This window comes from Streptomyces sp. ADMS, from assembly GCF_033441795.1.
Lineage (GTDB): Bacteria > Actinomycetota > Actinomycetes > Streptomycetales > Streptomycetaceae > Streptomyces.
Genome location: NZ_JAVFVX010000003.1, coordinates 148,937 through 172,107, shown reverse-complemented (window position 1 = coordinate 172,107; position 23,171 = coordinate 148,937). Strand labels below are relative to the sequence as shown.

The following is a 23,171-nucleotide window of genomic DNA, read 5'->3' as shown; positions in this document are numbered from 1 at the left end:
TCGAGACCAAGCAGGCCATGCGTCCGCGTGACGCCATGGCGTCGGCCGGCAAGACACTCGTCGAGCTGTTCGGGCTTGCCCGCGAACTCAACATCGACGCCGAGGGCATCGACATGGGCCCGTCCCCCACGGACGCCGCCCTCGCCGCCGACCTGGTACTGCCGATCGAGGAGCTCGACCTCACCGTCCGTTCGTACAACTGCCTCAAGCGTGAGGGCGTCCACTCCGTGGGCGAGCTCCTCGCCCGCTCCGAGGCGGACCTGCTCGACATCCGCAACTTCGGCGCGAAGTCCATCGACGAGGTCAAGGCGAAGCTCGCCGACATGGGCCTGGCGCTGAAGGACAGTCCGCCCGGATTCAACCCGACCGCCGCCGCGGATGCCTTCGGTGCGGACAACGAGGCCGACGGGAGTTTCGTGGAGACCGAGCAGTACTGAACACTGTGCTGCGGCCGGGTTCCGGAGGATCCGGCGAGACACAGCAGCCGACGATGAGGAGACGGCGTCCGGACTACCGCACCCCCCTCCTGGGGGATGCGTATGTCTTGCCCGGTCGGGCGCCTTGTGCGGCCCGACCGAACGTCCCGGCAACGTGAGTCTGCAGAGGTGAGTGGCGGGCGGTGTCCACCGCCCGCCACTTGCGCCTTCCCCGGCGCTGTGGACGGCCGTGCACCAGGCGGAAGGTCCTGGCCGACAAGGCGTGCTCCGCCCGCGCGACCCGCGATCGTGCGGTACGTTGCTGGTCATGCTCACGACGCGCCTCGATCTTGCCCGGATCGGCGCGGCCCGCCGGGATATCGACCCGATCTTTCTGGATACTCCGCTGTACGAGTGCGACGCGCTGGGACGCGAGCTTGGCTGCACGGTCAGCATCAAACTGGAAACGGCGAACCCGGTGCGCAGTTTCAAGGCCCGCGGCACCGAACTTGTCGCCGGCATGCTGACCAGCCAGGGGCGCGCCGCCGCGGTGTGCGCCAGTGCCGGCAACCTGGGCCAGGCACTCGGTTGGTCCGGTCGCCGCCGTGGCCTCGACGTGACGGTCGTGGCATCACGCAGGGCTCCCGCTGCCAAGCTCGACCGGATCCGCGCGCTGGGTGCGGAGTTGGAGCTTGTCGACGGCGACTTCGAGATGGCCCGCGAACGGGCGGCAAGTATCGCGCAACAGCGCGGCGTCCGGCTGGTCGAGGACAGCCTCGACATCGAGACCTGCGAGGGCGCGGCAACCATCGGCCTGGAACTGACGAGCGCGGCGTCGTCCTTCGACGCTGTCCTGATCGCGCTTGGCGGCGGCGCGATGGCCACCGGCGTGGGCTACGTCCTCAAGACCCTTGCGCCGGACGTCGAGGTGATCTGCGTACAGCCCCTCGGCGCACCCGCGATGACCCGCTCCTGGCACCAGCGCCGGGTCGTCACCACCGACGTGACCGACACCATCGCCGACGGTGTCGCCGGGCGGTATCCGATCCCCGCCGTCCTGGACGACCTTCTCACGGTGGCCGACGACGCCGTGCTGGTCCACGAGGCGTCCATCGTCACGGGCATGCGGATGCTGCTGGAGCGTGCGGGCCTGGTGGTCGAACCCTCAGCGGCCCTCGGCATCGCGGCCGTCCTGGAAGACCGTGACCGCTTCGCCGGCCGCCACGTGGCCACCATCATCTGCGGCGGCAACGTCGACCTGGACGCCTACCACCGCTGGGTCCGCACGCCTTGACCACTGGGCGCTGGGCTGCGAAGAACTCGCGCTGCCCTGCCGCGTGATGGTGATCCGCCTCCCTCGCCGGAAACCCGGCGGCCCTGGAGCGTTTCCTCCACCCACGCAGCGTCGAGCGCACCGGCATCCCCGGCGGGACCGTGGCGCGGTGGTACAGGAGAAACACCGCGCACACCGGCTCCACTCCCCCGCCGAGCCGATAACGGCAGTCATTCGCCGAGCACGAGCGGTCACGGATATCGCATCATCCGACTTTTTCAAGGTCCCCTCGGCCAGTACAGGAACAACAGGGTTACCGGCAGCGGGCACTACGTAAGGTCCGGGGCATCGGCGAGGAGGGCGACGCCCGAACCTCGCACGGACAAAGAGGAGATGCCGGGATGAGCAATGTGGAGATTTGCCTCAAGGAGATCATGACGTCGATCGAGGGTTCGTTGGGAACTGCTCTGGTCGACTACACCAGCGGTATGGCGCTGGGCACTCTGGGGGGTGGCAAGGACCTCGATCTGACTGTTGCGGCGGCCGGCAACACGGATGTGATCCGAGCCAAGACCCGCACCATGGAACACCTCGGACTCAAGGGCGAGATCGAGGACGTACTGATCACACTCGGCAGTCAGTACCACCTCCTCCGGCCGCTCAAGGGCCGTGGCGGCAACGGCTTGTTCCTCTACCTCGTGATCGACAGGAAGAAATCGAACCTCGCGATGGCCCGCCATCAGCTCAAGAGCATCGAGGGCCAACTGGACGTGTAGAAAGTCGCATGCTCGACAGCCCCGCACGCCCACGACTTGAAGATTTCTTCAACTGGGCACATCCGGATCAGATCAATCCCATGGGCGTGCGGGGCCGGATGCCCGAGGATCGGTTCAAAAGACCGTCGGCGGTGGCACTTGCAGGGCCACCGCTCCCGGATGCAGCCCGTCGAATTGCGGCAGGGAGCGAGCGATTCACCATGCAGGTCCCCCTCTACCAGGCCAAGGCTGAGTTCTTCCGCATGCTCGGACACCCGGTACGCATCCGGGTCCTGGAACTGCTGCAAAACGGACCCGTCCCCGTACGCGACCTGCTCAGCGAGATCGACATCGAACCGTCCAATCTCTCCCAGCAACTGGCCGTACTGCGCCGCTCGGGAATCGTGGTGTCCATCCGGGAGGGCTCAACCGTCAGTTACGCCCTGGCCGGCGGCGATGTGGCTGAACTTCTGCGCGCGGCCCGCCGCATCCTGACCGAACTGATCACCGGCCAGAGCGAGTTGCTCGCCGAACTCCAGCAGGCGGACCCCCGGCCGGCCCTCACTCCGGGTGGAGCCGACCAACGCACCTGACTCCCCTGGCTCCGTCTCCCCGCACTGGGCTCCGAGGGTGCCGACGGCCGCGTAGGCCTCTCAGGCTGGATCCAGGTCGGTGTGCAGATGGTGGGTGTGTCAATTTAAATTGACACACCTGCTTCAGGCGATCCGCTCCAAGGGAATCGGTGCAGTCGAGGACGTCACTGCGGTGGTTCTGGAGACCGACGGCCGCTTCAGCGTCCTCAGCCGGTCCCAGACCGGCTCCGGCAGCTCACTCCAGGACGTCCGCAAGCCCGTTCGAGCACAGCCGGGCAAGTAGAGGCGGAGCGCCGGGAAGCATCGCACCAAGCGCCGGGCCCACTGCTCGTTTACGTCCTGATGCTCACTTCGCTGATGCGGGGCATATCAGAACGCTGCGCATTGATTCTGCCGTTGGCACACCGGCCGAGAAACCGAGTGCAGCAAGCACGTACGATGACCAGCCCCCCGGTGGGCACACGTATCAGTCAGGCCCTCCCAGGGGGGCCGGGGGGGAAGGTGCCCGCCGGTCCGGTGGTGCCAGGATTGTTCGATCAACAGCGGGAGCGTGCTCGGTGGTACTCGTCTTCGTTTTCGGGGTGGCGCTGCTGGTGGCGGTGCTGCTGTCCGGGCTGGCCGCCCGGTCGGTGCTCTCCACCTCTCTGCTGTTCCTGGCGGGCGGTGCGATCGTCAGTGACGGCTTCCTCGGGTTGATCCACATCACGCCGGAGAGTCCCATCGTCAGGGTCACTGCGGACCTGGCGCTCTTCGCGGTGCTGTTCACCGACGGCATGCACGTCTCGCTCCCCTCCCTGCGCCGGGGCTGGCGCAACCCGGCACGCGCACTGGGCCTGGGCATGCCCCTGGCCTTCCTCGGCGTCGCGCTGCTGACGCACTTCCTCGTCGGCCTGGACTGGACGACGTCTTTCCTGATCGGTGCGGTCCTGGCACCCACCGATCCGGTGTTCGCCTCCGCGATCGTGGGCCGCAAGGAGGTCCCCGCCCGGCTGCGGCAGCTCCTCAACGTAGAGAGCGGGGTCAACGACGGTCTCGCGCTGCCCTTCGTCCTCGTGCTCATCGCGGCCGCCGCGCCCGCCGGCCACGCCGAGGACGTCGGCGCCGTGTCGATCGCCACCGAACTGCTACTCGGGCTGCTCCTGGGGGTGGCGCTGCCGCTGCTGGTGCACCGGTTGGTCCGGTTCCAGCTGCTGGGCGCCGAACCCAAGCTGCAGCCCCTGCTGCCGCTGGCCGTCGGGGTCGTCCTCTACGGAGCCTGCCATCTCACCCACGCCAACCCCTATCTGGCCGCCTTCTCCGCCGGAGCGGTGATCGCTGCCCGCGCGCCGCAGGCCAAGGAGGCCTTCGAGCCGTTGGGAGAGGCTTTGGCGGAACTCGCCAAGTTCGCGGCGCTGCTGGTCTTCGGGGCTCTGCTGACCCCGCAGCTCTTCGGCGACCTGTCGATCGGCGGGTACGCGGTGGCGGTCCTGGCCATCCTCCTCATCCGTCCCGCCTCCCTGCTGGTGTCGCTGGCGGGCACCGACTTCGACCGCAGGGAGAAGCTGACGGCGGCCTGGTTCGGGCCCAAGGGCTTCGCGTCCGTGGTCTACGGACTCCTGGTCCTCCAGGCGGGCATCCCCCAGGGCGAGGAGGCGTTCACCCTGGTCGCCGTCACCATCGCCTTTTCCATCGTCGCCCACAGCAGCACCGACGTGCCGATCGCCCGGCTCTTCGACGTCGAGGAACTCATCGGCCTCCCCGACGACGCGAAAGAACCCCCGCGCGCCGAGGAGCCCTCGCCCCAGCCGTCGACACCCCGGAACGGATCCACGGGGCACAGCACCACGAAGCCCGGCGAACCCCGTAACTGATGCGTAAATAACGGCAGGTCATGGTAGGTGCGCGCAGGGCTGGGTGCCCGGTGGCAGGGGAGGCCACCGGGTGCTGAGCTCTGCGGGGTCAGGCCGCGCTTTCGATCGGGTTGAGGGTGACGGTGTAGCCGAGTTGGTTGAGCTGGGTGACGGCTCTGCGGGCAGCGCGTTCGGGGTCGCGTTGGGTGAAGTAGGTGCCGCCGAGCTCGTGGTAGGGCTTGGTGTCGGTGAGCATGTGCCAGATCGCGGTGATGATCGAATGTTCGATGGCGACCAGGGCCTTCATCATGCCGCGGCGGGCGGTGAGCCGTTTATAGCGGGCCTGGAGGTAAATGTCCTTGCTGCGTACGGCGCCGAGGGCGGCGATGCCCAGGGCGCCCTTGAGGTAGGGGTTGCCGGGTCTGACCTTCGTACTCTTGGTCCGTCCGGCCGAGGAGCGGTGACCGGGGCAGACGCCGGCCGAGGAGGCGAGGTGCTTGTCGCTGACGAAACGGCTCATGTCACCGCCGGTCTCCGCGACAATCACTTATGCGACCTTCTGGTTGATGCCGGGGATGGTGTCGAAGGGGTCCAGGACGAGCCGAAAGGGCGACATCGCCACCTCGATCCGGCCGTCCAACTGCTCGATCGCGTCGGTGAGCTGGTCGTACTGGTCCAGGTGCAGGCGGGCCACAAAGTCGTGATGCTCACGGAAGCGGCCGGTCAGCGCCTCGGTCAACTCCGGGATCTTGATACGGAGTTCGCGTCTGGCCAGGTCGGCCAGCACCTGGGGATCCCGCTCCCCACTGATCAGTGCCTCCAGCATGGCCCGGCCGGAGACGCCCATGATGTCTGCGGCTACCGCGGCGAACTTGATACCGGAGTTCTCCAGCATCTCCTCCAGACGCTGGACAACCTGACCGCGGGTGCGGGTCATCTGGGTCCGGGTCCGCGTCAGGTCCCGACTGCATCTTCGTACCGGCAGGGCACACAGGCACCCCAGCGTGCCGAGGGGCGCGCACCGAAGGTGCGCTGGGTTGCTGACCTGCACATACTGGGCGTTGAAGAGGGCGCCGGCCTCCGCGGACATGAGTGCCTCGGCGAACGCTTCACCATCGCGCGCAGCAGACCGGGACTCACTGCGGCACGGCTGTCCGGACCCGGTCCGCAAGGGCAGGCTCTGGAACCTGCCACTGGAGGACCGGGTGCCGCTGGTCGCCTCCCCGCGTGATCAGACATGCCAATAAAGCAGCTCAGGCTGCCTGCTCGCGGCCTTCCTCGACACGCCCCACGCCCTGTGTGCGGATGTGGTCAGCGACGGCCGCGGAACTTGGCCAGCAAGCTCTTGGCCTGGGCCCGGCGACGGGGGTCGGCTGCGGCCCGCCGCGCCTGCTCGGTCGTACGACGCCCTTGAGGGCTTCTTGCGAACTGCTTGATACGTTCCATCATGCGTGGCATGCGGCTCCATCCCTCGGTACCAGCGAGTGCCTTCCTCTGCTCGAGTACCCATTGGGGGACGACTCAGCCCTCCCAGCCGCTGGGATGTGCGGCGTATGGACGGATGGCAGAGCGGGCGGCGGAGGTGTTCACCGAGGTCTGCCGACGTCAGCCCGCTGCCGCGGGGCCAGCGCCCGTCGGATCCAGGGTCGTTCGGGTGTCATCTCGGCTCACGAAGACGATCATTACACCCATGGGTGGGGCGTACCTCGCCAGCACGCCAACTGGACCCACTGCATCTTTTACGGCGCCGACATCCGCCAGTCGGCCTGGACCGGCTCGTCAACCCGGTTCGCGAGATCGCACGGATCCCGGCTTCCGACGACGGAGACCGCGCCAGGGGGCTGTTTCTCGCCAGCCACGAAGTCGACGGCACAGCTGATTGGCAGGTCCGCGAGGGCCAACTCTTCATCTCACCAGGCGATACCAGGCACCGGTACCTTGACGGACAGCCCGACCCCATTTCAGGGTTCCCGACTCCACCATGAACGTCCTCGTCGACCGCAAAGCATGCGCTGCTCCATGCCCAGGGACCCCGCCACAGGCCGGATCCTGGAAGCGAAGGACAATCTCCGGCGCATACTCGCCACGATCGCTCTCACCAGTGAAGAGCAGGCCGCCGGCGACGGCGGCCAACCCGCACTGGACCGGCTGTCGGAGCATCCGATGAGCGTCCCCGCTCCCTCCGGCACCACCCCACGCCGACTCCTGCCGAGCATCGAGGTAGGGCGACACGACATGGTTCGCACCTTGTCGGGCCCCCAGTGTCCGAAGCCGTCAACTTTGTTGGGGCACATTGGTGTGGAGGCGAATGGTGGTGCCGTGCTCCCGGGTGGAGCGGATTTCGAGCAGGTCGCAGAGCTGGTGGGCGAGCCAGAGGCCTCGCCCACCGATCTGGTCGGCGGTGGGGCGGTTGCGGCCCGCCATCACGTCGGCAATGTAGCCGGCGTCACGGAACTCGCACAGGAACGTCGAGTCCTGCGTCCAGGTGCGCAGGGTCCCGCGGCCTCCGCCGTGCCGGATACTGTTCGTGGCGATCTCCGTGACGGCGACAGCCAGCTTGCGCCGCTGATCCTCCGGGACGCCTGCGTCCGATGCGCACTGCGAGACCTTTGAGCGGATCACGGCCAGATCACCGTGCGCGTAGCTGAGTTCCTGGAAGGGATCGCAGGGGGCGTTCAGGGCCTCGAAGGGATACTCCTCGGCGGTGAGGTAGCTCTCGTTACGGACGTAGTGGCCGTCCTGACGGATCAGGGGGTGGCAGCGGGACAAGGACTGCAGGGCGCTCTGGTCGTCGTCGGCGTCGTCGTAGGGGCACAGCATCGACCAGGCGGAGCTGCGGGCGAAGGCACGGTTCAAGAGCCACTCGTGATAGCGCAGTTCCGAGAGGTGCGCGGCGTTGCGGGCCTCACGCCAGGCTGTCTCCCCGATACCCCGTACGGGCCTGTCGCCCTCCCCGCGCTCCTTCATCCAGGCCACCCAGGCGCCGACGAGCCGACCGGGGTTGGGTCCGAGCGTCGTGGTATCGACGAAGGTGACGGCGGGCTCGCCGGTGAGTTCGCCGCGCAGGAGTGACGCCTTGTCCGAGGGGACAGCGACGACTACGGCCTCGCCGCCTTCCAGCGCCTCGCGGATGTACCCCAGTGTCCCGGACAGGAACTGCGCGTCTCCGCGATAGGGGAAGAGCTCGTGGCGGAACGAGGACTGTGCCTGACCGGACCGGTTCGAGGGCAAGGTCGCGTTCATGCGGCCATCACCACCGCCATGCCGACGGTCGCGTAGCCCGCGAGCTCCCAGCACAGGCGCACGGTCTCGTTGGCGCCTTCCACGACGATCCGGCGGTCCGGAAGATGACCGGCGGCATCAACAAGCGCGTGCATGCCGGCAGCGTCGATCATGTCCAGGGTGTCGAAGCGCAGTTTCACTCTGGGCGAGCACCGAATCGCTGCCCGTACCGCAGTGTTGAACGCGTCCGCGCACTCTGAGTCGATCACTCCGTCAACGCTCCAGCTGTCGGCGCCCGTGCTGTACATCCGGAAGGCCGGACGTTCCGCGCGCATGCCCATCTCGTGCGGGTGCACACCTGCCACATGTTCCAGGGTAGGCACGTCCCACTGCGACGGCCTGAAGGCGCACACCACGATGGCGTTGCTCTCCGAGGCGAACTCATCGAGCTTCAGCTCCTGAGCCACCAGTTCCTCGGTCCCGCTGGGTGCTGCCGCAGGCACCCGCTCGGTCAGTACGCGCACCGACCGGTAGCCCTCCCGGGCTGCGGTACGGGCTTCCCGGCGTACCGCGGCCAGGACGGAGTCGGAGTCCGCAACGCGTGGAAAATCGAGGATCACGGAGGCGGCCGGCACAGCATCACGGGCAAGGCCGGAGGCGGCGCCGGTGGAGCCGACCACCACGATCTTGTCACCGTACAGAGCGCCGTCGGCCACGTAGGTGAGCACATCCGCGGGGGTCGAGGCGGTTGAGTCCCTGTGCCAGCAGACATGGTCACCGAGCACGACGTCGTCGAACGCAGCCAACGTCCGCGCCGATCTCACCTGGGTCCCCTTTCCGCCCTTCCAACCCGTCCCGGGATACAGAGAATACTGGGCCAACCGGGCGATCATTGAGCCGAATGGAGATCGACCCGACGTGTTCTCCTCTGCGAGCTTGTGACCCCTTTGCCCGCGTTGATCCCCTCTGGTGTTCCGGTCGAGCCGGTGCTGCTCGGCCTCTGAGCAGACAGCCTGCCCCATGGCGCGAGCAGGAGTCGGCGTCCCAGGAGGGCGAAACCTGCGGCCGAAGAGTTCCGGTGACGTCGGTCCTCATCAACAAGGTGAACAGGGGTGGCGAAATTGGCCCCAGTTCCCGCAGGATCAGTGAAGAAACCAGGTGGATCGGCTGCGTGTTCTTCGATTCCCCGGGCACGAGGAGCGACGGAGGTTGATAACTATGGTTCCCCTGCTTCTCGTTCTGCTCCTGGCTCTGATCCTCTTCGGCGCGGGCTTCGCGCTCAAGGCACTGTGGTGGATAGCCGTCATCGTGTTGGTCGTCTGGCTGCTGGGCTTCGTGATGCGCAGTGCGGACACGGGCGGCCGCAAGGGCCGCTGGTATCGCTGGTAACCCGCCAGCAGCCAGCCTGTGGGCCCCGGGGAACACCCGGGGCCCACAGGCACGTCCTGCCACGGGACGTCTCTTCGGACAAACGATGCAACCACCAACTTGCCGGGCACCCGGCCTCATAGGTGGGCCCGGTGGAGCAGCAGGGGCGGGCAGTCAGCTCGCCCCCTGCAAGCCACGCATCCGTGGCGTCGCCCCGCACTCCTGGGCGACCCGGGCCGAGAACACCGGTGGAACAGCGCTGGAGAGGGTGGCGTCCCGCCATGCGCCGCCATGTGGTGCAGCGGATCAAAACGCCGGAATCCTCAGGTCATCGCCGCATCGGCGCAGTTCGGGGCCGCGCATGGCGCTGACGGCCGGTCAGCCGCCGCGCGACCCCGGAGGCCGTGTCCCACGAGGTGGCCGACGCGCGGCCTACCGGAACGAGTCGGGCAAGGTCGCTTGCACCGAAGCGGGACACGACCACCGAGAGAGTGTCGCTGACCAAAAGTACTGAAGGCGAGGGGTGTCGCATGAGCGAGTCCTTACAGCTTGGCGCGCCGATGGGAGCGCTCCCAATCGCGGATGCAGCGGCACTCACCTGCATCCGCTCCGCTCGTGAAGTCATGTGCCCGGTTGCCTCCGGCCGCTAGGATCGGTGATCTCTTGGGGAGGCGGTCATGGGCAGACGACGCCCGGGGACACCGACGCTGGAGGAGGTGGCCGTCCACGCGCGGGTGGGACGGGGCACGGTCTCCCGCGTCGTCAACAACGCGGCGGGCGTGAAGGATTCGACACGTCGGGCCGTGCAGCGGGCCATCGAAGAGCTGGGCTACGTGCCCAATCTCGCAGCCCGCTCCCTGGCTGGACGGCGGGCCGACGCCGTCGCCCTGGTCATGACGGAGCCGGACTGGAGGCAGTTCGCCGAGCCCTTTTTCTCCGAGATCGTCCGCTCACTCGCAGACGCTCTGACGGACACCGGGATCCAACTGCTGCTGACCCTGGTCCGCTCGGACGCCGAGCGGCAGCGCTTCCTCGAGTACGCACGCGGGGGCCGGGTCGACGGAGTCCTGCTGATGTCCGTACACGCCGGCGATCCGCTGCCCGACATGCTCGCCGAAGCCCGGTTGCCGACCGTGCTGCTGGGGCGCCGCTCCGGCGAGGAGTACGTCAGCTACGTCGATGCGGACAACATCGGCGGAGCCCGCAGCGCCGTCTCCCACCTTCTGCGACAGGGCCGCAGGGTGATCGCGACCATCACCGGGCCGCTCGACCTGTACGCCGCCCAGTGCCGGCTCCGCGGCTACGAAGAGGCCCTGGCGATCGCGGGCCTGGAGGGCGCGCCGACGCGTGTCGCCGAAAGCGACTTCACGGCGGAGAGCGGGCGCCGAGCCATGGCCGACCTCATCGAACGGCATCCGGACATCGACGGCGTCCTGGCCGCGTCGGACACGACAGCCGCAGGGGCTCTGGAGGCCCTGCGCGCGGCCGGCCGTCGGGTGCCCGAGGATGTCGCCGTGATCGGCTTCGACGACTTTTCGCTGGCCCAGCGGACCGAACCACCGCTGACCACGGTGCGCCAGCCGATCGAGGAGATCGGACGGGTCATGATCCGACTGCTTCTGGAGGAGATGGAGGAGGGCTCCGTGGCCTGGCGTCACGTCATCCTCCGTACGGAGCTGGTGATACGCGAGTCGACCTGACCCTCGTCGGCGAACCCGGCCCGGGAGCGCTCCCTGCACCGGCGCGCTGTGTCTCGGCGCCCTCGTCCGACCTGCGTCTCCGGAATCGGGCCGCCAGGTTCACGTCGACCGCCTTGTCAGGGACCTGATCCATCCCTACAGTCCCAGCCGAAGCCCGGATTGGGAGCGCTCCCATTCACAAGGTTGTGGGTGCACTTCCGTACCCCCCATCCCTCTGAAGAGGATCCGCATGCGTCCTTCACCGCACCATGCCCACAGCGCGCGTGGCCTGCTCGGCGCGCTGCTCACCTCACTCGTCTCCCTCGCCGCGCTGTTGACCACAGCGTCAGTGGCACAGGCCGACACCACGATCTGCCAGCCCTTCGGCTCAACGACCATCCAGGGCCGCTACGTGGTTCAGAACAACCGCTGGGGCACCAGCGCCACCCAGTGCATCGCCGTCACCGACTCGGGGTTCAGGATCACCCAGGCTGACGGATCCGTCCCCACGAACGGCGCCCCGAAGTCCTACCCGTCCGTCTACAACGGCTGCCACTACACCAACTGCTCGCCCGGAACCAGCCTTCCCGCTCAGCTGAGCACCATCTCCGACGCGCCCACGAGCATCTCCTACAGCTATGTGAACGACGCGGCGTACAACGCCTCGTACGACATCTGGCTCGACCCCACGCCCCGCACCGACGGCGTGAACCGTACCGAGATCATGCTCTGGTTCAACAAGGTCGGTTCCGTGCAGCCCATCGGCTCCCCGGTGGGCACCGCCACCGTGGCCGGACGCCAGTGGCAGGTGTGGTCCGGCAGCAACGGCTCGAACGACGTGCTGTCGTTCGTCGCGCCGTCGGCGATCACCAACTGGACCTTCGACGTCATGGACTTCGCCCGGCAGGCCGTCTCGCGGGGGCTCGCGCAGGACAACTGGTACCTGACGAGTGTTCAGGCCGGCTTCGAGCCCTGGCAGAACGGCGCGGGTCTCGCCGTGACCTCGTTCTCCTCCACCGTCAACAAGGGCTCCTCCGGTGACCCGGGCGGCCCCGGCGACCCGGGCGGCTCCACGGCCTGCGAGGTGGCCTACGCGACGAACGTCTGGCAGGGCGGCTTCACCGCCGACGTCACCATCACCAACACCGGCTCCTCCCCCGTCAGCGACTGGAAGCTCGCGTTCACCCTCCCCTCCGGACAGCAGATCGCCAATGCCTGGAACGCGAACCTGTCCGGGTCGTCAGGGGCGGTCACCGCAACCAACGTGGCCCACAACGGAGAGGTAGCAGCCGGCGGCCGGGCATCCTTCGGCTTCCAGGGCGCCTCCAGCGGCGCCTTCGCCAGGCCCACCGCATTCAGCCTCAACGGCACCGCCTGCACCACCGTGTGACATACGTTCACCTTCCGGGGCCCGCCCGACTCCTCCATGCCGGCGGCGGCCCCGGAGGGCTCGGATCGGCAACGGTCAGCGCTCCTCCGAGCGTGGCGTTCGGAGGAGCCCACTACTGACGGCGGGTCAGTGCCGGGCGAACTGGACCCGCGTCGGCTGCACGGCTTCAGGCCGCAGAGCTATCCCGTCGATGGTCAGCCGTTCTCCGTAGATGTCGGTGATCCGGATCGCGCCGCCGCACCCGCTGCCGTCAGGAGAGAGGAAGTAGTTGTAGTCGGTGCGGACCAGTTGGCGCCAGCCGCCACCGGTGCGGACCTCCAGCCGGGCCAGCGGGTTGCGGTGGCCCATTGCCTGAATGCCGCACCAGTAGGGGCTCGATCCGTTCTTGTAGCGGATCGAGATCGTGCCCGACGTGTCGGGGCTCAACAGGCTCCAGGTGATCGCGATCCGGCCGGTCGAGATCAGGGCCAGTTCGGCGAATGCCTGTTCGCTGAGGTCGAGTTGCCCGGGTGCGCAGGGCAGCGGGCATTCGTTGGTGATCTTGACCGTGACGGAGGCGCCGTTCGCCGCGCGGACGAGCACGTACGCCCCGCAGGCCGCGGACGTCTCGTAGTCGGTGGTGTTCATCGCTGCGATCATCATGTCGTCGCTCGGTCCGTACGAGCAGGCGCCGTCCCCGACGCCGGCCTTGTAGACAGTGGCGACTCCCGGGTAGGTGTTCTTGGGACGGATTCGTCCCGCCAGTGACGACGTGGCAGGAGCTTTCCGCGGGGAGGCGGACGTCGGCGCCGCCGACGTGGTCGCGGAGGCAGAGGAGATCGTTGCACCGGCCGACGGAGTCGTAGCGCCGGCCGACGGAGTCGCGGAGGCTGCGGACGGGGGGGCTTTGACGGGCTTCCGTGCTGGCGATGTCGGCGGCAGAGACTCCTGGGAGTTGGCGACAGCCGTGGCTGGGGCCGGCCCGGCGTCATCATTGCCGTCGGGTTGCATGGTCATGACCAGTGAGACGAGAAGACCTGTGACGACCAGCCCCGCGGCGGTGCCCACCATCAGGCGGCGTGTACGCCTGCGCTGCCGCGCGGCCTGGCGTGTCTCGTGCATGTTCATCCGTTCGGAAGAGCGTGTCGGTGTTGCACTGATCAGTGGCCGCAGGTGGCGAAAAGGTTGCCGCCGATCTTTCGGCCGGGTCGGTGCCGGGACATCAGCAGCCGGATGGAAGCGCTGGGCACAGCCTCTGTGACGTCCGGCCCTCCGGCCACCGGCGCGTGGCGGGATCGACGCGCGTGGCCGGGGGTCCCGCAGCCGGCAGGCCCCCGGCCGGATCGCCCGTGCTCCCGCCCAAGGACCCTCGGGCGGGAGCAGGGCCTGCTTTGCGCAAGTCACGGTTCCGCGGGGTGGTGAGCCCCCGCAGGTCGGCCGGGAGGGGGGGAGGACTGTCGCGTGGTGCCGGGTGAGACGGGGGTGGCGGGCCAGGGCGCGCCACCCCGGGGCCGCTCAGCCGACCTTGGTCGTGTTCCACTGCTGCTGGGGCCCGCCGTTGGGGGTCCACTGGATCGTCCTGGTCCAGTCCGCAGCGTTGTTGGAGTTGTCCAGCGCCTTTCCGCTGTGCCTGTTGATGAGCCGGTGTGCGCCGCCGCCCAGCGCGGTGATGGCCCACTGCTGCTGGTAGCTGGTGTTGCTGACGGTCCGCTGCACCATCACCCCGCCGTCTCCGGTGCCGCCGTTGTCGTCGGGGGCCTTGCCGCTCCGTGCGCAGACCAGCCTGTAGTAGCCGTGCCCCAGGTCGGTGACCGCCCACTGCTGCGGGGCGCCGCCGTTGGGGGTCCACTGGATGATCTGGCTGCCTTCGTCGGCGGTGTTGCCGTTGTCGAGAGCCTTGCCGCTCTGGGCGCAGACCAACCCGTAGACGCCGTTGGCCAGGACGGCCGGCATGCCGTTGACCTCCACGCAGACCACGGAGTCGTTCGCGTTGGGCGCGGTGGTCGGCACCTGGACGTTGATCTGCCCGCCGCTGACCCAGTAGTTGAGGTTGGTGCCGGGATTGTTCATCAGGTAGACGCGGTTGATCGTGTTGTACACCGCCGGAATCTGCAGGGTGCCGCCCGTGGGCCAGTTGAAGACATGGGCGAAGAGCTTGCCGTTCTTCTTGGTGACCCTGCCCCAGGACGGCTCGGTGACGAAGGGGCTGCCGCTGGTGCCGTGGATGCTGTCACCGTGGGTGGCCATCCAGGAGCCCATGCCGTTCAGAACGGTCACGGTGCCGGCGGTCAGGGTGCCATCGCCCCTGGGGCCGATGTTGAGCAGGTAGTTGCCGTCCCGCGAGACGACGGTGGCCATCTCCCGGACGAGGGTCTGGACCGAGCGGTACTGGTTCTCCTTCCACTCGTTGTAGCCCCAGGCGTCGTTCATGGTGGCGCACGCCTCCCACGGCCGCTCCAGCGGCGCGTCGGGGATACCGAACTCCGCGACCGCGTAGTCGCCGAGACCGTGATCCCGCTTGACCCGCTCGTTGACGATGAGGTCGGGCTTGCGGGCCAGCAGCCAGTTGTACAGGTCCGCACCGTCGGCCTGGGTCCACCAGTCGTCGAGGTCGGGGGTGGAGGGGTTGCCGCACCAGCCGCCGTCGAACCAGAGGACGGCCGGGTCGTAGCGGTTCAGCAGTTCCTGCAGCTGGGCCTTCATGTCGTTGATGTAGGCGGTGCGGGCGGACAGCGACGACATGTCGGAGAAGTAGTTGCCGCGGTCGATTGTCTGGGAGGGGTGGCTCCAGTCGAGGATCGAGTAGTAGAGCCCGAACCTGATGCCCCGGCTCTCACACTCGGTCTTCAGCTGGGCCAGCAGGTCGGGCTGGAAGTTTTTGTAGTCGCGCAGGTTGTACAGCTTGGTGCCGGTGACGTCGGTGAAGCCGGGGACGTTGGAGTCCCACATCGCGTAGCCCTCGTGGTGCTTTGCGGTGATCACGAGGTACTTCATGCCGGCGTTCCTGGCCAGCTCGGCGATCGTGGCGGCGTTGAAGCTGGACGGGGCGAACCCCGCGGTTACCTGGTTCTGGCGTCCGCCGCATCGAGTTGTCCCACGGTCAGCGGCGGACATCCGTCAGCAGGGCCCAGGGGCCCTCCGGGACCAGGTCCTCGGGAAGCCCGGGCGGCACCACCAGGGACCGTGCCCCGGTACGGGCCGGCGCGCGACCGGCCGCCGCCGCGGCATCGGCCGTCGGCACACGGACCACCGTGGCGCGGTACTCGGCGGCACGCTCGGCGAACCGCCCCACGGTGCCGGCCGCCCGGCGCAGGTTCGCCCGCAGCCAAGTGTCGGCGAGCGCGGTGCGCGCCGCCTCGGGGAAGGCCGGCGGACCAAAGGCAGGGTCTCGGGGCGGGATCCGGTGTTGAAGTGCATCTGACCGCGGCAGGTCTTGCCCTGGGGGAACTCCACGGTGTGGCCGAGGCGTTCCAGCAGCCCAGTCACGGCGCGACCAGTGCGGGGGAGCATCGTGTCGTTGAAGCAGGTGATGAAGAGGGCTATGCGCATGGGGTTTTCTGAGGCGGGGCCGGCCGTGCGGGGGCGGACAGGCCGTAGGTCCGCACGGCCGTGCCGGTGAAGATGTCGTGGCGCTCGGCCGGGCCGAGCCCGGCCGTCAACTCGCGTGCGGCGGCGATCACTTCGGCGTACGAGGCGGCGAGCCGGCAGACAGGCCAGTCGGAGCCGAACATCAGCCGCCCGGGTCCGAAGGCGTCGAGCACGGTGTCGGCGTACGGCGTGAGGGCCGCGACGGTCCAGGAGTCCCAGTCGGCTTCGGTGACCATGCCGGAGAGTTTGCAGACCGTGTTGGGAAGGGCGGCGAGTCTTCGGATCTGCGGCGCCCAGGGGTCGAGCTCGCCGGACGCGACGGGCGGCTTGCCGAGGTGGTCGAGGACGAAGGTGAGGCCTGGCAGGCGCTCCGCGGCCTCGACCGCCGCCGCGAGTTGATGGGGCTTCACCACGAGGTCGTAGACGAGTCCCGCCTCGGCGACCGCGGCAAGGCCTCCCAGTACCTCGGGGCGTACGAGCCATCGCGGGTCCGGCTCGCCCTGCACCTGGTGCCGGATGCCCACCAGGTGCTCCCCTCCGTGGCCCGCGCGCAGTCCCTCAAGGGTCTCGGCCACGTCGGGGGCGGTCATGTCGGTCCAGCCGACGACCCCGGCGACCAGGTCGCTGCCGGCGGCCAGGGCCAGGAACTCCGGGGTCTCCTCCGGCGCGGTGACCGTCTGCACCAGCACGGTGGCGGTGACACCGGCCGCGCGGGCCTCCGGCGCCAGGTCGGCGAGGGTGAAGTCGCGTCGCAGCGGGGCGAGTTCGTCTCCGCTGATCCAGTCCTGGTCGCGGACGGCCAGGTCCCACACATGGTGGTGCGCGTCCACGATGCCGGGCACGGTTGCCACTCCGGTCACAGTTCCCACACCACCGGCAGCGAGGCGTCCGCGCCCTGCGCGGAGTAGTCGTGGACGACATCGAGCAGGTCGGCCATCCTGGCCTGCCAGGCGATGTTGACGGGCAGCTTGTCGAGTTCTGTGATCATCGCCTGGTAGTCCTCGACCTCCAGCACATGGAACAGGTCCGTGCCGCTGCGCCAGATCGTCCATTCCCTCACCCCGGCGGCGCGGATGGCGGCGGTGAGTTCCTCGGGCACCTCCCGGTGCGCGGCCTCATACTCCTCGATACGGTCGGCACGGACCCTGGTGTGCAGAGCGACCCTCATGACGGCTCCTTCGACGGCATGGCTTCCCCGATCGGCATGGCTTCCCCGATCGGCGCGGCTCCCCCGGTTTGTACGGGGACGGGGGTGTCCGGGGCGAGCAGGCTCTTGGCACGCAGCTCGTCCCACAGGGCGTCCGGAATCGGGCGCCGCAGCTGCTCCACCGTGTCGCGCACCTCATGGGGGGAGCGCGCCCCGGTCAGGACACTCGCGACAGCGGAATGGCCGAACGGAAAGCGCAGAGCGGCGGCCCGCAGCGGCACGCCATGGCGTTCGCAGACCGCGAGGAGCCTCAGCGCCCGGTCCAGGACCGGCTGCGGAGCCGGTGCGTAGTCGTACGTGGCGCCGGGCCGGGGGGCCGTCAGCAGCCCGGAGTTGAACACCCCGCCGATGACCACGCTCCGGCCACGGGCGGCTGCCTCCGGGAGCAGCTCGGCGAGCGAGTCCTGTTCCAGGAGGGTGTAGCGGCCGGCCAGCAGCACCACGTCGATGTCTGTCTCACGCACGAACCGGGCGGGCAGCGCGGACTGGTTCATCCCGACGCCGATCGCCCCGATCACGCCTTCTGCGCGCAGCCGCTCCAGCGCCGGGTACGCCTCGCGCAACGCCTGGTCGGCGTGGTCGTCGGGGTCGTGCAGCAGGGCCACGTCGACGTGGTCGAGGCCGAGGCGTTCCAGACTGGCTTCCAGGGAGCGCAGCACTCCGTCGGCGCTGAAGTCCCAGACCCTGCGATGGGTGGCCGGGACGGCGAAGCCGTGGACGAGGTCGTCGCCGGCGCCGCCCTCCGGGTCCGGCACGAGAAGCCGGCCCACCTTGGTGGAAAGGGTGTACGTGTCACGGGGGCGGTCGCGCAGCGCGGCGCCGAGCCGCCGTTCCGACAGGCCGAGGCCGTAGTGGGGCGCGGTGTCGAAGGTGCGGATGCCGGCGTCCCAGGCCGCCTCCACCGTGGCGTGGGCGGCCTCGTCGGTGACCGGGTGGAAGAGGTTGCCGAGGGCTGCACAGCCCAGCGCCAGTTCCGAGACCGGTACGGCGCTGCCACCCAGCGTGGTGGTCCTCACGACCGGTCCACCGGGCGCAGCCGCAGTCCCTGCATGCCGCCGTCCACCGCGAGCACGGTGCCGGTGACGGACGCCGCGGCCGGACTCGCCAGGTAGACGATGGCGGCCGCCACCTCGTCGGCGGTGACCAGGCGTCCCAGGGGCTGGCGGGCGTTGAGGGCGGCGCGCTCGGCATCGGGGTCGTCGGCTGCGTCGAGGAGCCGGGAGACCCATGGGGTGTCGGCGGTGCCGGGGTTGACGCAGTTGACGCGGATGCCCTCGCGGACGTGGTCGGCGGCCATGGCGAGGGTCAGGGAGAGGACCGCGCCCTTGCTGGCGGAGTACAGGGCGCGCTGTGGCAGGCCCGCGGTGGCAGCGATGGAGCAGGTGTTGACGACGGACGCGTGCGCGGAGCGGCGCAGGTGGGGCAGAGCGGCGCGGGTCGTGCGGACGGCGCCGAGGACGTTGACGTCCAGGACCCGGTGCCACTGCTCGTCCGGGTTGTCCTCGACGGTGCCCTGCGCGCCGATGCCCGCGTTGTTCACGAGAATGTCCAGGCCGCCGAGCCGCTCGGCAGCCTGTTCCATGGCGGCGCGCACGGAGGCGTCGTCGGCCACGTCGGTCCGGAAGCCGATCAGCGGTTCGCTGACGCTGCCCGGCTCGAGGTCGAGCACGGCGACCGCCGCGCCCTGTGCCACCAGTGCGCGCGCCGTGGCGAGCCCGATACCGGACGCGCCCCCGGTGACGACGGCCCTGAGGCCGGCCAGACCAGTCATGCCGCCTCCCTCTGAAGAGCGCGGTCGGCCACCCAGAACACGCCGTCCGGGTAGCGGTACTCGGCAATGGGCTCCTCCCGCATGGTGGCGGAGAAACCGGGAGCCAGCGGCGCGGTGTAGTGGCCGTCGCGCATCACCACGGGCGCGGTGAAGTGCTCGTGGAGGTGGTCGACGTACTCGATGACCCGGTTCTCGGTGGTGCCGGAGAGGGCCAGGTAGTCGAACATCGACAGGTGCTGCACCAGCTCGCACAGACCCACGCCGCCGGCGTGCGGGCACACCGGCACCCCGAACTTCGCGGCGAGCAGCAGGATCGCCAGGTTCTCGTTGACGCCGCCGACCCGGGCCGCGTCGATCTGGAGGACGTCGATGGCGCCGGCCTGGAGGAGCTGCTTGAAGACGATGCGGTTCTGGACGTGTTCGCCGGTGGCGACCTTCACGGGGGCGACACCACGGCGGACGGTGGCATGGCCGAGGATGTCGTCGGGGCTGGTGGGCTCCTCGATCCAGTACGGGTCGAACTCGGCGAGCGCGTTGGTCCACCCGACCGCCTCGTCGACGTTCCAGCGCTGGTTGGCGTCGATGGCGATGCGGATCCCGTCGCCGACGGCCGCGCGGGCGGTGCGCATACGGCGGACGTCGTCGGCGAGGTCTGCGCCGACCTTGAGCTTGATCTGGGTGAAGCCGTCGGCGACCGCCTGCTTGGCCAGCCGGGTCAGTTTCTCGTCGGAGTAGCCGAGCCAGCCCGGTGACGTGGTGTAGCCGGGGTAGCCACGCTCCAGCAGGACGGCCTCACGTTCCGCGAGCCCGGTCCGGCCCTCACGGAGGAGGGCGAGGGCGTCCTCGGCTGTGAGGGCGTCGGCGATGTAACGGAAGTCGACCTGGGAGACCAGCCACTCGGGGTCGGCGTGCGCGAGCAGCCGCCACAAGGGTTGTCCGGCGCGCTTGGCAGCGAGATCCCACACGGCGTTGACCACGGCGCCGATGGCCATGTGCATCACGCCCTTCTCGGGGCCGAGCCAGCGCAGCTGACTGTCCCCGATCAGGTCGCGGCTCAGTGAGCCCGGGTCGGCGCACAGCTCCGCGACGCAACGGCCCACGACATGGGTCCGCAGGGCGTCGATCGCGGCGACCTGGACGTCGTTGCCGCGGCCGATGGTGAAGGTGAAGCCGTGGCCTTCGAGCCCGTCGCCGGCGTCGGTGCGCAGCACGACATAGGCGGCTGAGTAGTCGGGGTCCGGGTTCATCGCGTCCGACCCGTCCAGTTCCCGCGAGGTGGGGAACCGGATGTCGTAGGTGTCGACCGCGGTGATCCGGGCGGAGGTTGTAGTCAAGGGGGTGCTGCCTTTCACGCTTGGGCGAAGGTCTGGCGCTGGCTGCCGAGGCCGTCGACGGAAAGCTCTACGGTGTCGCCGGGCCGCAGGAAGGGAGTGCCGGGAAGCCCCAGGGCCACACCCGCGGGCGTACCGGTGTTGATCACGTCGCCGGGCTCCAGAACCATGTACTGGCTCAGGTAGGACACGATGTGGTCGACCGAGAAGATCATGTCGCCGGTGTGGCCGTCCTGCCGCTTCACGCCGTTGACGCTCAGGTGCAGGCCGAAATTCTGCGGGTCACCGGCCTCGTCTGCGGTGACCAGCCACGGACCCATCGGGTTGAAGGTCTCGCAGGACTTGCCCAGGTCCCACTGCGAGGAGTACTCCAGCTGGAACTCGCGCTCCGAGACGTCGTGGCTGATCGCATAGCCCGCGATCACGGCCCGCACGGCCTCGTGGCCGTCGAGATAGCGGGCCCGCCGTCCGATGACGACCGCCAGCTCGACCTCCCAGTCGGTCTTGACCGAGCCGCGCGGGATCAGCACCTCGTCGTACGGGCCGACGACCGTACTCGGGTCCTTCATGAAGACCACAGGGCGGGGCGGGATCGCCGCGCCGGTCTCGGCGGCGTGGTCGCGGTAGTTCAGCCCGACACAGATGATTTTGCCGGGGCGGGCGACGGGGGCGCCGATCCGCAGGCCGTCGGGGTCGATCTCGGCCATCTCTCCGGCCGTGACGGCCGCGCGGGCCCGCTCCACTCCCCCGGAGGCGAGGAAGACGCCGTCGATGTCCCGGGTCACAGAGGACAGGTCCAGCAGTCGGCCGTCGTCCATACGGACGGCGGGCCGCTCCTGTCCGGGGGCGCCGACTCGTAGCAGTTTCACTGGGGGCTCCCTTGCCATGCGGGTTTCGTCTGTGTGGTGGTCGGCCGTAGGGCTGGGCCGCCTGTGGTGGGCCGGGCCGGACCTGTCGGCGGGCTTCACCCATCCGCATCACAGTCATCGGATGTATGGCGGCAGAGCGACCTTAAGCTGCGGGTATTGCGCCTGACAATGGATTCCTCGGATGTATTTCTTCGGGGTTGCCGGTCAAGCCCTCACAAAGGCAGATTCACCGTGGTCACACATGGCCACGAGGCCGACACGCCACCCGCCATCCGATGAATACACAAGTGAGCTCCCTGGTCACCTCCCCTGGTGAGGGCGGGACCGATAGTCGTCCGCCTGCTACTGGGAGGGGCCCGTACCCCTCGGCGGTCCGCCCCTCCCCCGGTCCGCGTCGACCCAAACGGCCCCGTTGTCAAATCGTAAGCTGCCGCAGGACATCACCCGTCACACACGTGGGCCGAAACTCTGCAGGTCGCAGGGTGTCTCAGCGCGGAGCTCCGAGGCCGGGACGGCACATCGACGCCCTGCGGCACGGTGTCCCGTAAATCTCTGACGGCGAACCCTTGTCAACGTCGGCAACGTCGTCGTAACGTCCTCGACGCCGGGATACATCGGAGGAATGGTTGCACCATCGAGTGCACCCGTTCGGCTCGCATCCGTGCGGTCGTTTCGCCTCCGCGACCCCGGTCCCCGGCTGACCCTCGCTTCCGACCCTCACGGGCATGTCCGCGCATTTTCCATGCCGGATCGGCACCTGCCCGTGGCGACCTCGCCTCTCCCCCCAGGCAGGTACGCCCTCCCATCGTCGCCCTGCGGCCCTGCCCCCTGCCCAAGGAGAGAACCCGGCCATGAAACTCGCTCGCACCCGCTCCACCGCCGCAGCCGCCACCGCCGTCCTCGCGGTACTGGCCCTCACCACCGCGTGCAACCGCGAAAGCACCGCCTCGGGCGCCTCGGGCGGTGACAAGCCCGCCATCGGGATCGACCTGCCGCGCTCCGACTCCGACTTCTGGAACTCCTACGCGCAGTACATCGACAAGGACATCAAGACCGACGGCATCAACGCGCTGCCGCTCAGCAACTCGCAGAACGACGTCACCAAGCTCGTCGCCAACGTGCAGGTGTTCCAGAACACCGGCGCCAAGGCCATCGTCATGGCCCCCCAGGACACCGGGGCCATCGCCTCCACCCTCGACACCCTCGCCTCGAAGAAGATCCCCGTGGTCAGCGTCGACACCCGGCCCGACAAGGGCGACGTCTACATGGTCGTACGCGCCGACAACCGGGCCTACGGCACCAAGGCCTGCGAGTTCCTCGGCGAGCAGCTGGGCGGCAAGGGCAAGGTCGCCGAGTTCCAGGGCGCCCTGGACTCCATCAACGGGCGGGACCGCTCCGAGGCGTTCGCGGAGTGCATGAAGACGAAGTTCCCGAAGATCAAGGTCTTCGAGCTGCCCACGGAGTGGAAGGGCGACGTGGCCTCCGCCAAGCTGCAGAGCCTGCTCGCCCAGCACCCCGACCTGAACGGCATCTACATGCAGGCCGGCGGCGTCTTCCTGCAGCCGACGCTGGCCCTCCTTGAGCAGAAGGGCCTGCTCAAGCCCGCCGGGGAGAAGGGGCACATCTCGATCATCTCCAACGACGGCATCCCGCAGGAGTTCGACGCGATCCGCAAGGGCCAGATCGACGCCACCATCTCTCAGCCCGCCGACCTGTACGCCAAGTACGCGCTGTACTACGCCAAGGCCGCGGCCGAGGGCAGGTCCTTCAAGCCCGGCAAGACCGACCACGACTCCACCATCATCGAGATCCCGGGCGGCCTGGAGGACCAGCTGCCGGCGCCGCTGGTGACCAAGGACAACGTCGACAACAAGGCCCTGTGGGGCAACAACGTCGGCTGA

The 23,171-nt window shown here is 68.8% G+C and carries 23 protein-coding genes and 1 pseudogene; 10 read left to right on the top strand and 14 right to left on the bottom strand.

The genetic code is table 11. The features are described 5' to 3' along the window. From RB628_RS02540 to RB628_RS02515, 6 genes are all read left to right on the top strand, one after another. Positions 1-437 (top strand): DNA-directed RNA polymerase subunit alpha C-terminal domain-containing protein (locus tag RB628_RS02540; RefSeq protein ID WP_318318577.1); only part of this gene is annotated, 437 nt, incomplete at its 5' end. Between the two features lie 307 nt (positions 438-744). Beyond that, the gene (locus tag RB628_RS02535) at positions 745-1,710 is read left to right on the top strand and encodes a threonine/serine dehydratase (protein WP_318318576.1); all 966 of its coding nucleotides are present in this window, start codon (positions 745-747) and stop codon (positions 1,708-1,710) included. Between the two features lie 380 nt (positions 1,711-2,090). After that, positions 2,091-2,465, top strand: coding sequence for a hypothetical protein (locus RB628_RS02530; RefSeq protein ID WP_318318575.1), 375 nt, complete (start codon positions 2,091-2,093; stop codon positions 2,463-2,465). Between the two features lie 200 nt (positions 2,466-2,665). Beyond that, complete coding sequence (locus RB628_RS02525) at positions 2,666-3,037, top strand: metalloregulator ArsR/SmtB family transcription factor (RefSeq protein WP_318318574.1); 372 nt, start codon at positions 2,666-2,668, stop codon at positions 3,035-3,037. Between the two features lie 109 nt (positions 3,038-3,146). Then, positions 3,147-3,320 (top strand): YetF domain-containing protein, encoded by a 174-nt coding sequence (locus tag RB628_RS02520; RefSeq protein WP_318318573.1) that lies wholly within the window; start codon positions 3,147-3,149, stop codon positions 3,318-3,320. 274 nt (positions 3,321-3,594) lie between these two features. After that, the gene (locus RB628_RS02515; protein WP_318318572.1) at positions 3,595-4,887 is read left to right on the top strand and encodes a cation:proton antiporter; all 1,293 of its coding nucleotides are present in this window, start codon (positions 3,595-3,597) and stop codon (positions 4,885-4,887) included. An 88-nt stretch (positions 4,888-4,975) separates the two neighbouring features. Here RB628_RS02515 and RB628_RS02510 read toward each other — a convergent pair whose 3' ends face one another. The 4 genes from RB628_RS02510 to RB628_RS02495 all read right to left on the bottom strand — a co-directional run bounded on the left by RB628_RS02510 (position 4,976) and on the right by RB628_RS02495 (position 8,912). Continuing rightward, positions 4,976-5,413: a transposase gene (locus RB628_RS02510; protein ID WP_318318571.1), complete on the bottom strand. Its 438-nt coding sequence runs from the start codon at positions 5,411-5,413 to the stop codon at positions 4,976-4,978. Further along, positions 5,414-5,803: a hypothetical protein gene (locus RB628_RS02505; protein WP_318318570.1), complete on the bottom strand. Its 390-nt coding sequence runs from the start codon at positions 5,801-5,803 to the stop codon at positions 5,414-5,416. A 1,337-nt stretch (positions 5,804-7,140) separates the two neighbouring features. After that, complete coding sequence (locus RB628_RS02500) at positions 7,141-8,109, bottom strand: sensor histidine kinase (RefSeq protein WP_318318569.1); 969 nt, start codon at positions 8,107-8,109, stop codon at positions 7,141-7,143. Next, positions 8,106-8,912, bottom strand: coding sequence for an MEDS domain-containing protein (locus RB628_RS02495; RefSeq protein WP_318318568.1), 807 nt, complete (start codon positions 8,910-8,912; stop codon positions 8,106-8,108). Before RB628_RS02495 ends, RB628_RS02500 begins: the two co-directional genes overlap by 4 nt. A 394-nt stretch (positions 8,913-9,306) precedes the next feature. On the opposite strand from RB628_RS02495, the gene RB628_RS02490 reads away from it, so the two are divergent. From RB628_RS02490 to RB628_RS02480, 3 genes are all read left to right on the top strand, one after another. Next, positions 9,307-9,477: a DUF5670 family protein gene (locus RB628_RS02490; protein ID WP_030933194.1), complete on the top strand. Its 171-nt coding sequence runs from the start codon at positions 9,307-9,309 to the stop codon at positions 9,475-9,477. Positions 9,478-10,133: 656 nt separating this feature from the next. Next, on the top strand, positions 10,134-11,156 hold the full coding sequence (locus tag RB628_RS02485; RefSeq protein WP_318318567.1) for a LacI family DNA-binding transcriptional regulator: 1,023 nt from the start codon (positions 10,134-10,136) through the stop codon (positions 11,154-11,156). A gap of 229 nt (positions 11,157-11,385) precedes the next feature. Continuing rightward, positions 11,386-12,525, top strand: coding sequence for a GH12 family glycosyl hydrolase domain-containing protein (locus RB628_RS02480; RefSeq protein WP_318318566.1), 1,140 nt, complete (start codon positions 11,386-11,388; stop codon positions 12,523-12,525). 126 nt (positions 12,526-12,651) lie between these two features. Here RB628_RS02480 and RB628_RS02475 read toward each other — a convergent pair whose 3' ends face one another. The 10 genes and pseudogenes from RB628_RS02475 to RB628_RS02430 form a co-directional block, all read right to left on the bottom strand. Next, a complete protein-coding gene (locus RB628_RS02475) occupies positions 12,652-13,626 on the bottom strand; it encodes an expansin EXLX1 family cellulose-binding protein (protein ID WP_318318565.1) in 975 nt (324 codons plus the stop codon). Positions 13,627-14,019: 393 nt separating this feature from the next. Continuing rightward, positions 14,020-15,618 (bottom strand): alpha-L-fucosidase, encoded by a 1,599-nt coding sequence (locus RB628_RS02470; protein WP_318318564.1) that lies wholly within the window; start codon positions 15,616-15,618, stop codon positions 14,020-14,022. Then, positions 15,605-15,796 (bottom strand): hypothetical protein, encoded by a 192-nt coding sequence (locus RB628_RS02465; RefSeq protein ID WP_318318583.1) that lies wholly within the window; start codon positions 15,794-15,796, stop codon positions 15,605-15,607. Before RB628_RS02465 ends, RB628_RS02470 begins: the two co-directional genes overlap by 14 nt. Positions 15,797-15,870: 74 nt before the next feature. Continuing rightward, positions 15,871-16,053 (bottom strand): annotated as a pseudogene (locus RB628_RS02460) (heterodisulfide reductase-related iron-sulfur binding cluster); the annotation flags it as partial. Beyond that, positions 16,044-16,952, bottom strand: coding sequence for an amidohydrolase family protein (locus RB628_RS02455; RefSeq protein ID WP_318318563.1), 909 nt, complete (start codon positions 16,950-16,952; stop codon positions 16,044-16,046). The pseudogene RB628_RS02460 and the gene RB628_RS02455, both read right to left, overlap by 10 nt. After that, positions 16,949-17,260: an L-rhamnose mutarotase gene (locus RB628_RS02450; protein ID WP_318318562.1), complete on the bottom strand. Its 312-nt coding sequence runs from the start codon at positions 17,258-17,260 to the stop codon at positions 16,949-16,951. Before RB628_RS02450 ends, RB628_RS02455 begins: the two co-directional genes overlap by 4 nt. Further along, positions 17,257-18,315: an aldo/keto reductase gene (locus RB628_RS02445; protein WP_318318561.1), complete on the bottom strand. Its 1,059-nt coding sequence runs from the start codon at positions 18,313-18,315 to the stop codon at positions 17,257-17,259. The genes RB628_RS02450 and RB628_RS02445 overlap by 4 nt, the downstream gene beginning before the upstream one ends. Next, the gene (locus RB628_RS02440) at positions 18,312-19,070 is read right to left on the bottom strand and encodes an SDR family oxidoreductase (RefSeq protein ID WP_318318560.1); all 759 of its coding nucleotides are present in this window, start codon (positions 19,068-19,070) and stop codon (positions 18,312-18,314) included. The genes RB628_RS02445 and RB628_RS02440 overlap by 4 nt, the downstream gene beginning before the upstream one ends. Next, positions 19,067-20,404, bottom strand: a complete 1,338-nt coding sequence (locus tag RB628_RS02435) for an L-fuconate dehydratase (protein WP_318318559.1) — start codon at positions 20,402-20,404, stop codon at positions 19,067-19,069. The genes RB628_RS02440 and RB628_RS02435 overlap by 4 nt, the downstream gene beginning before the upstream one ends. Before the next feature lie 14 nt (positions 20,405-20,418). Continuing rightward, positions 20,419-21,270, bottom strand: a complete 852-nt coding sequence (locus tag RB628_RS02430) for a fumarylacetoacetate hydrolase family protein (RefSeq protein ID WP_318318558.1) — start codon at positions 21,268-21,270, stop codon at positions 20,419-20,421. Between the two features lie 851 nt (positions 21,271-22,121). Between RB628_RS02430 and RB628_RS02425 the strand changes: the two genes are divergently transcribed. Then, complete coding sequence (locus RB628_RS02425; RefSeq protein ID WP_318318557.1) at positions 22,122-23,171, top strand: sugar ABC transporter substrate-binding protein; 1,050 nt, start codon at positions 22,122-22,124, stop codon at positions 23,169-23,171.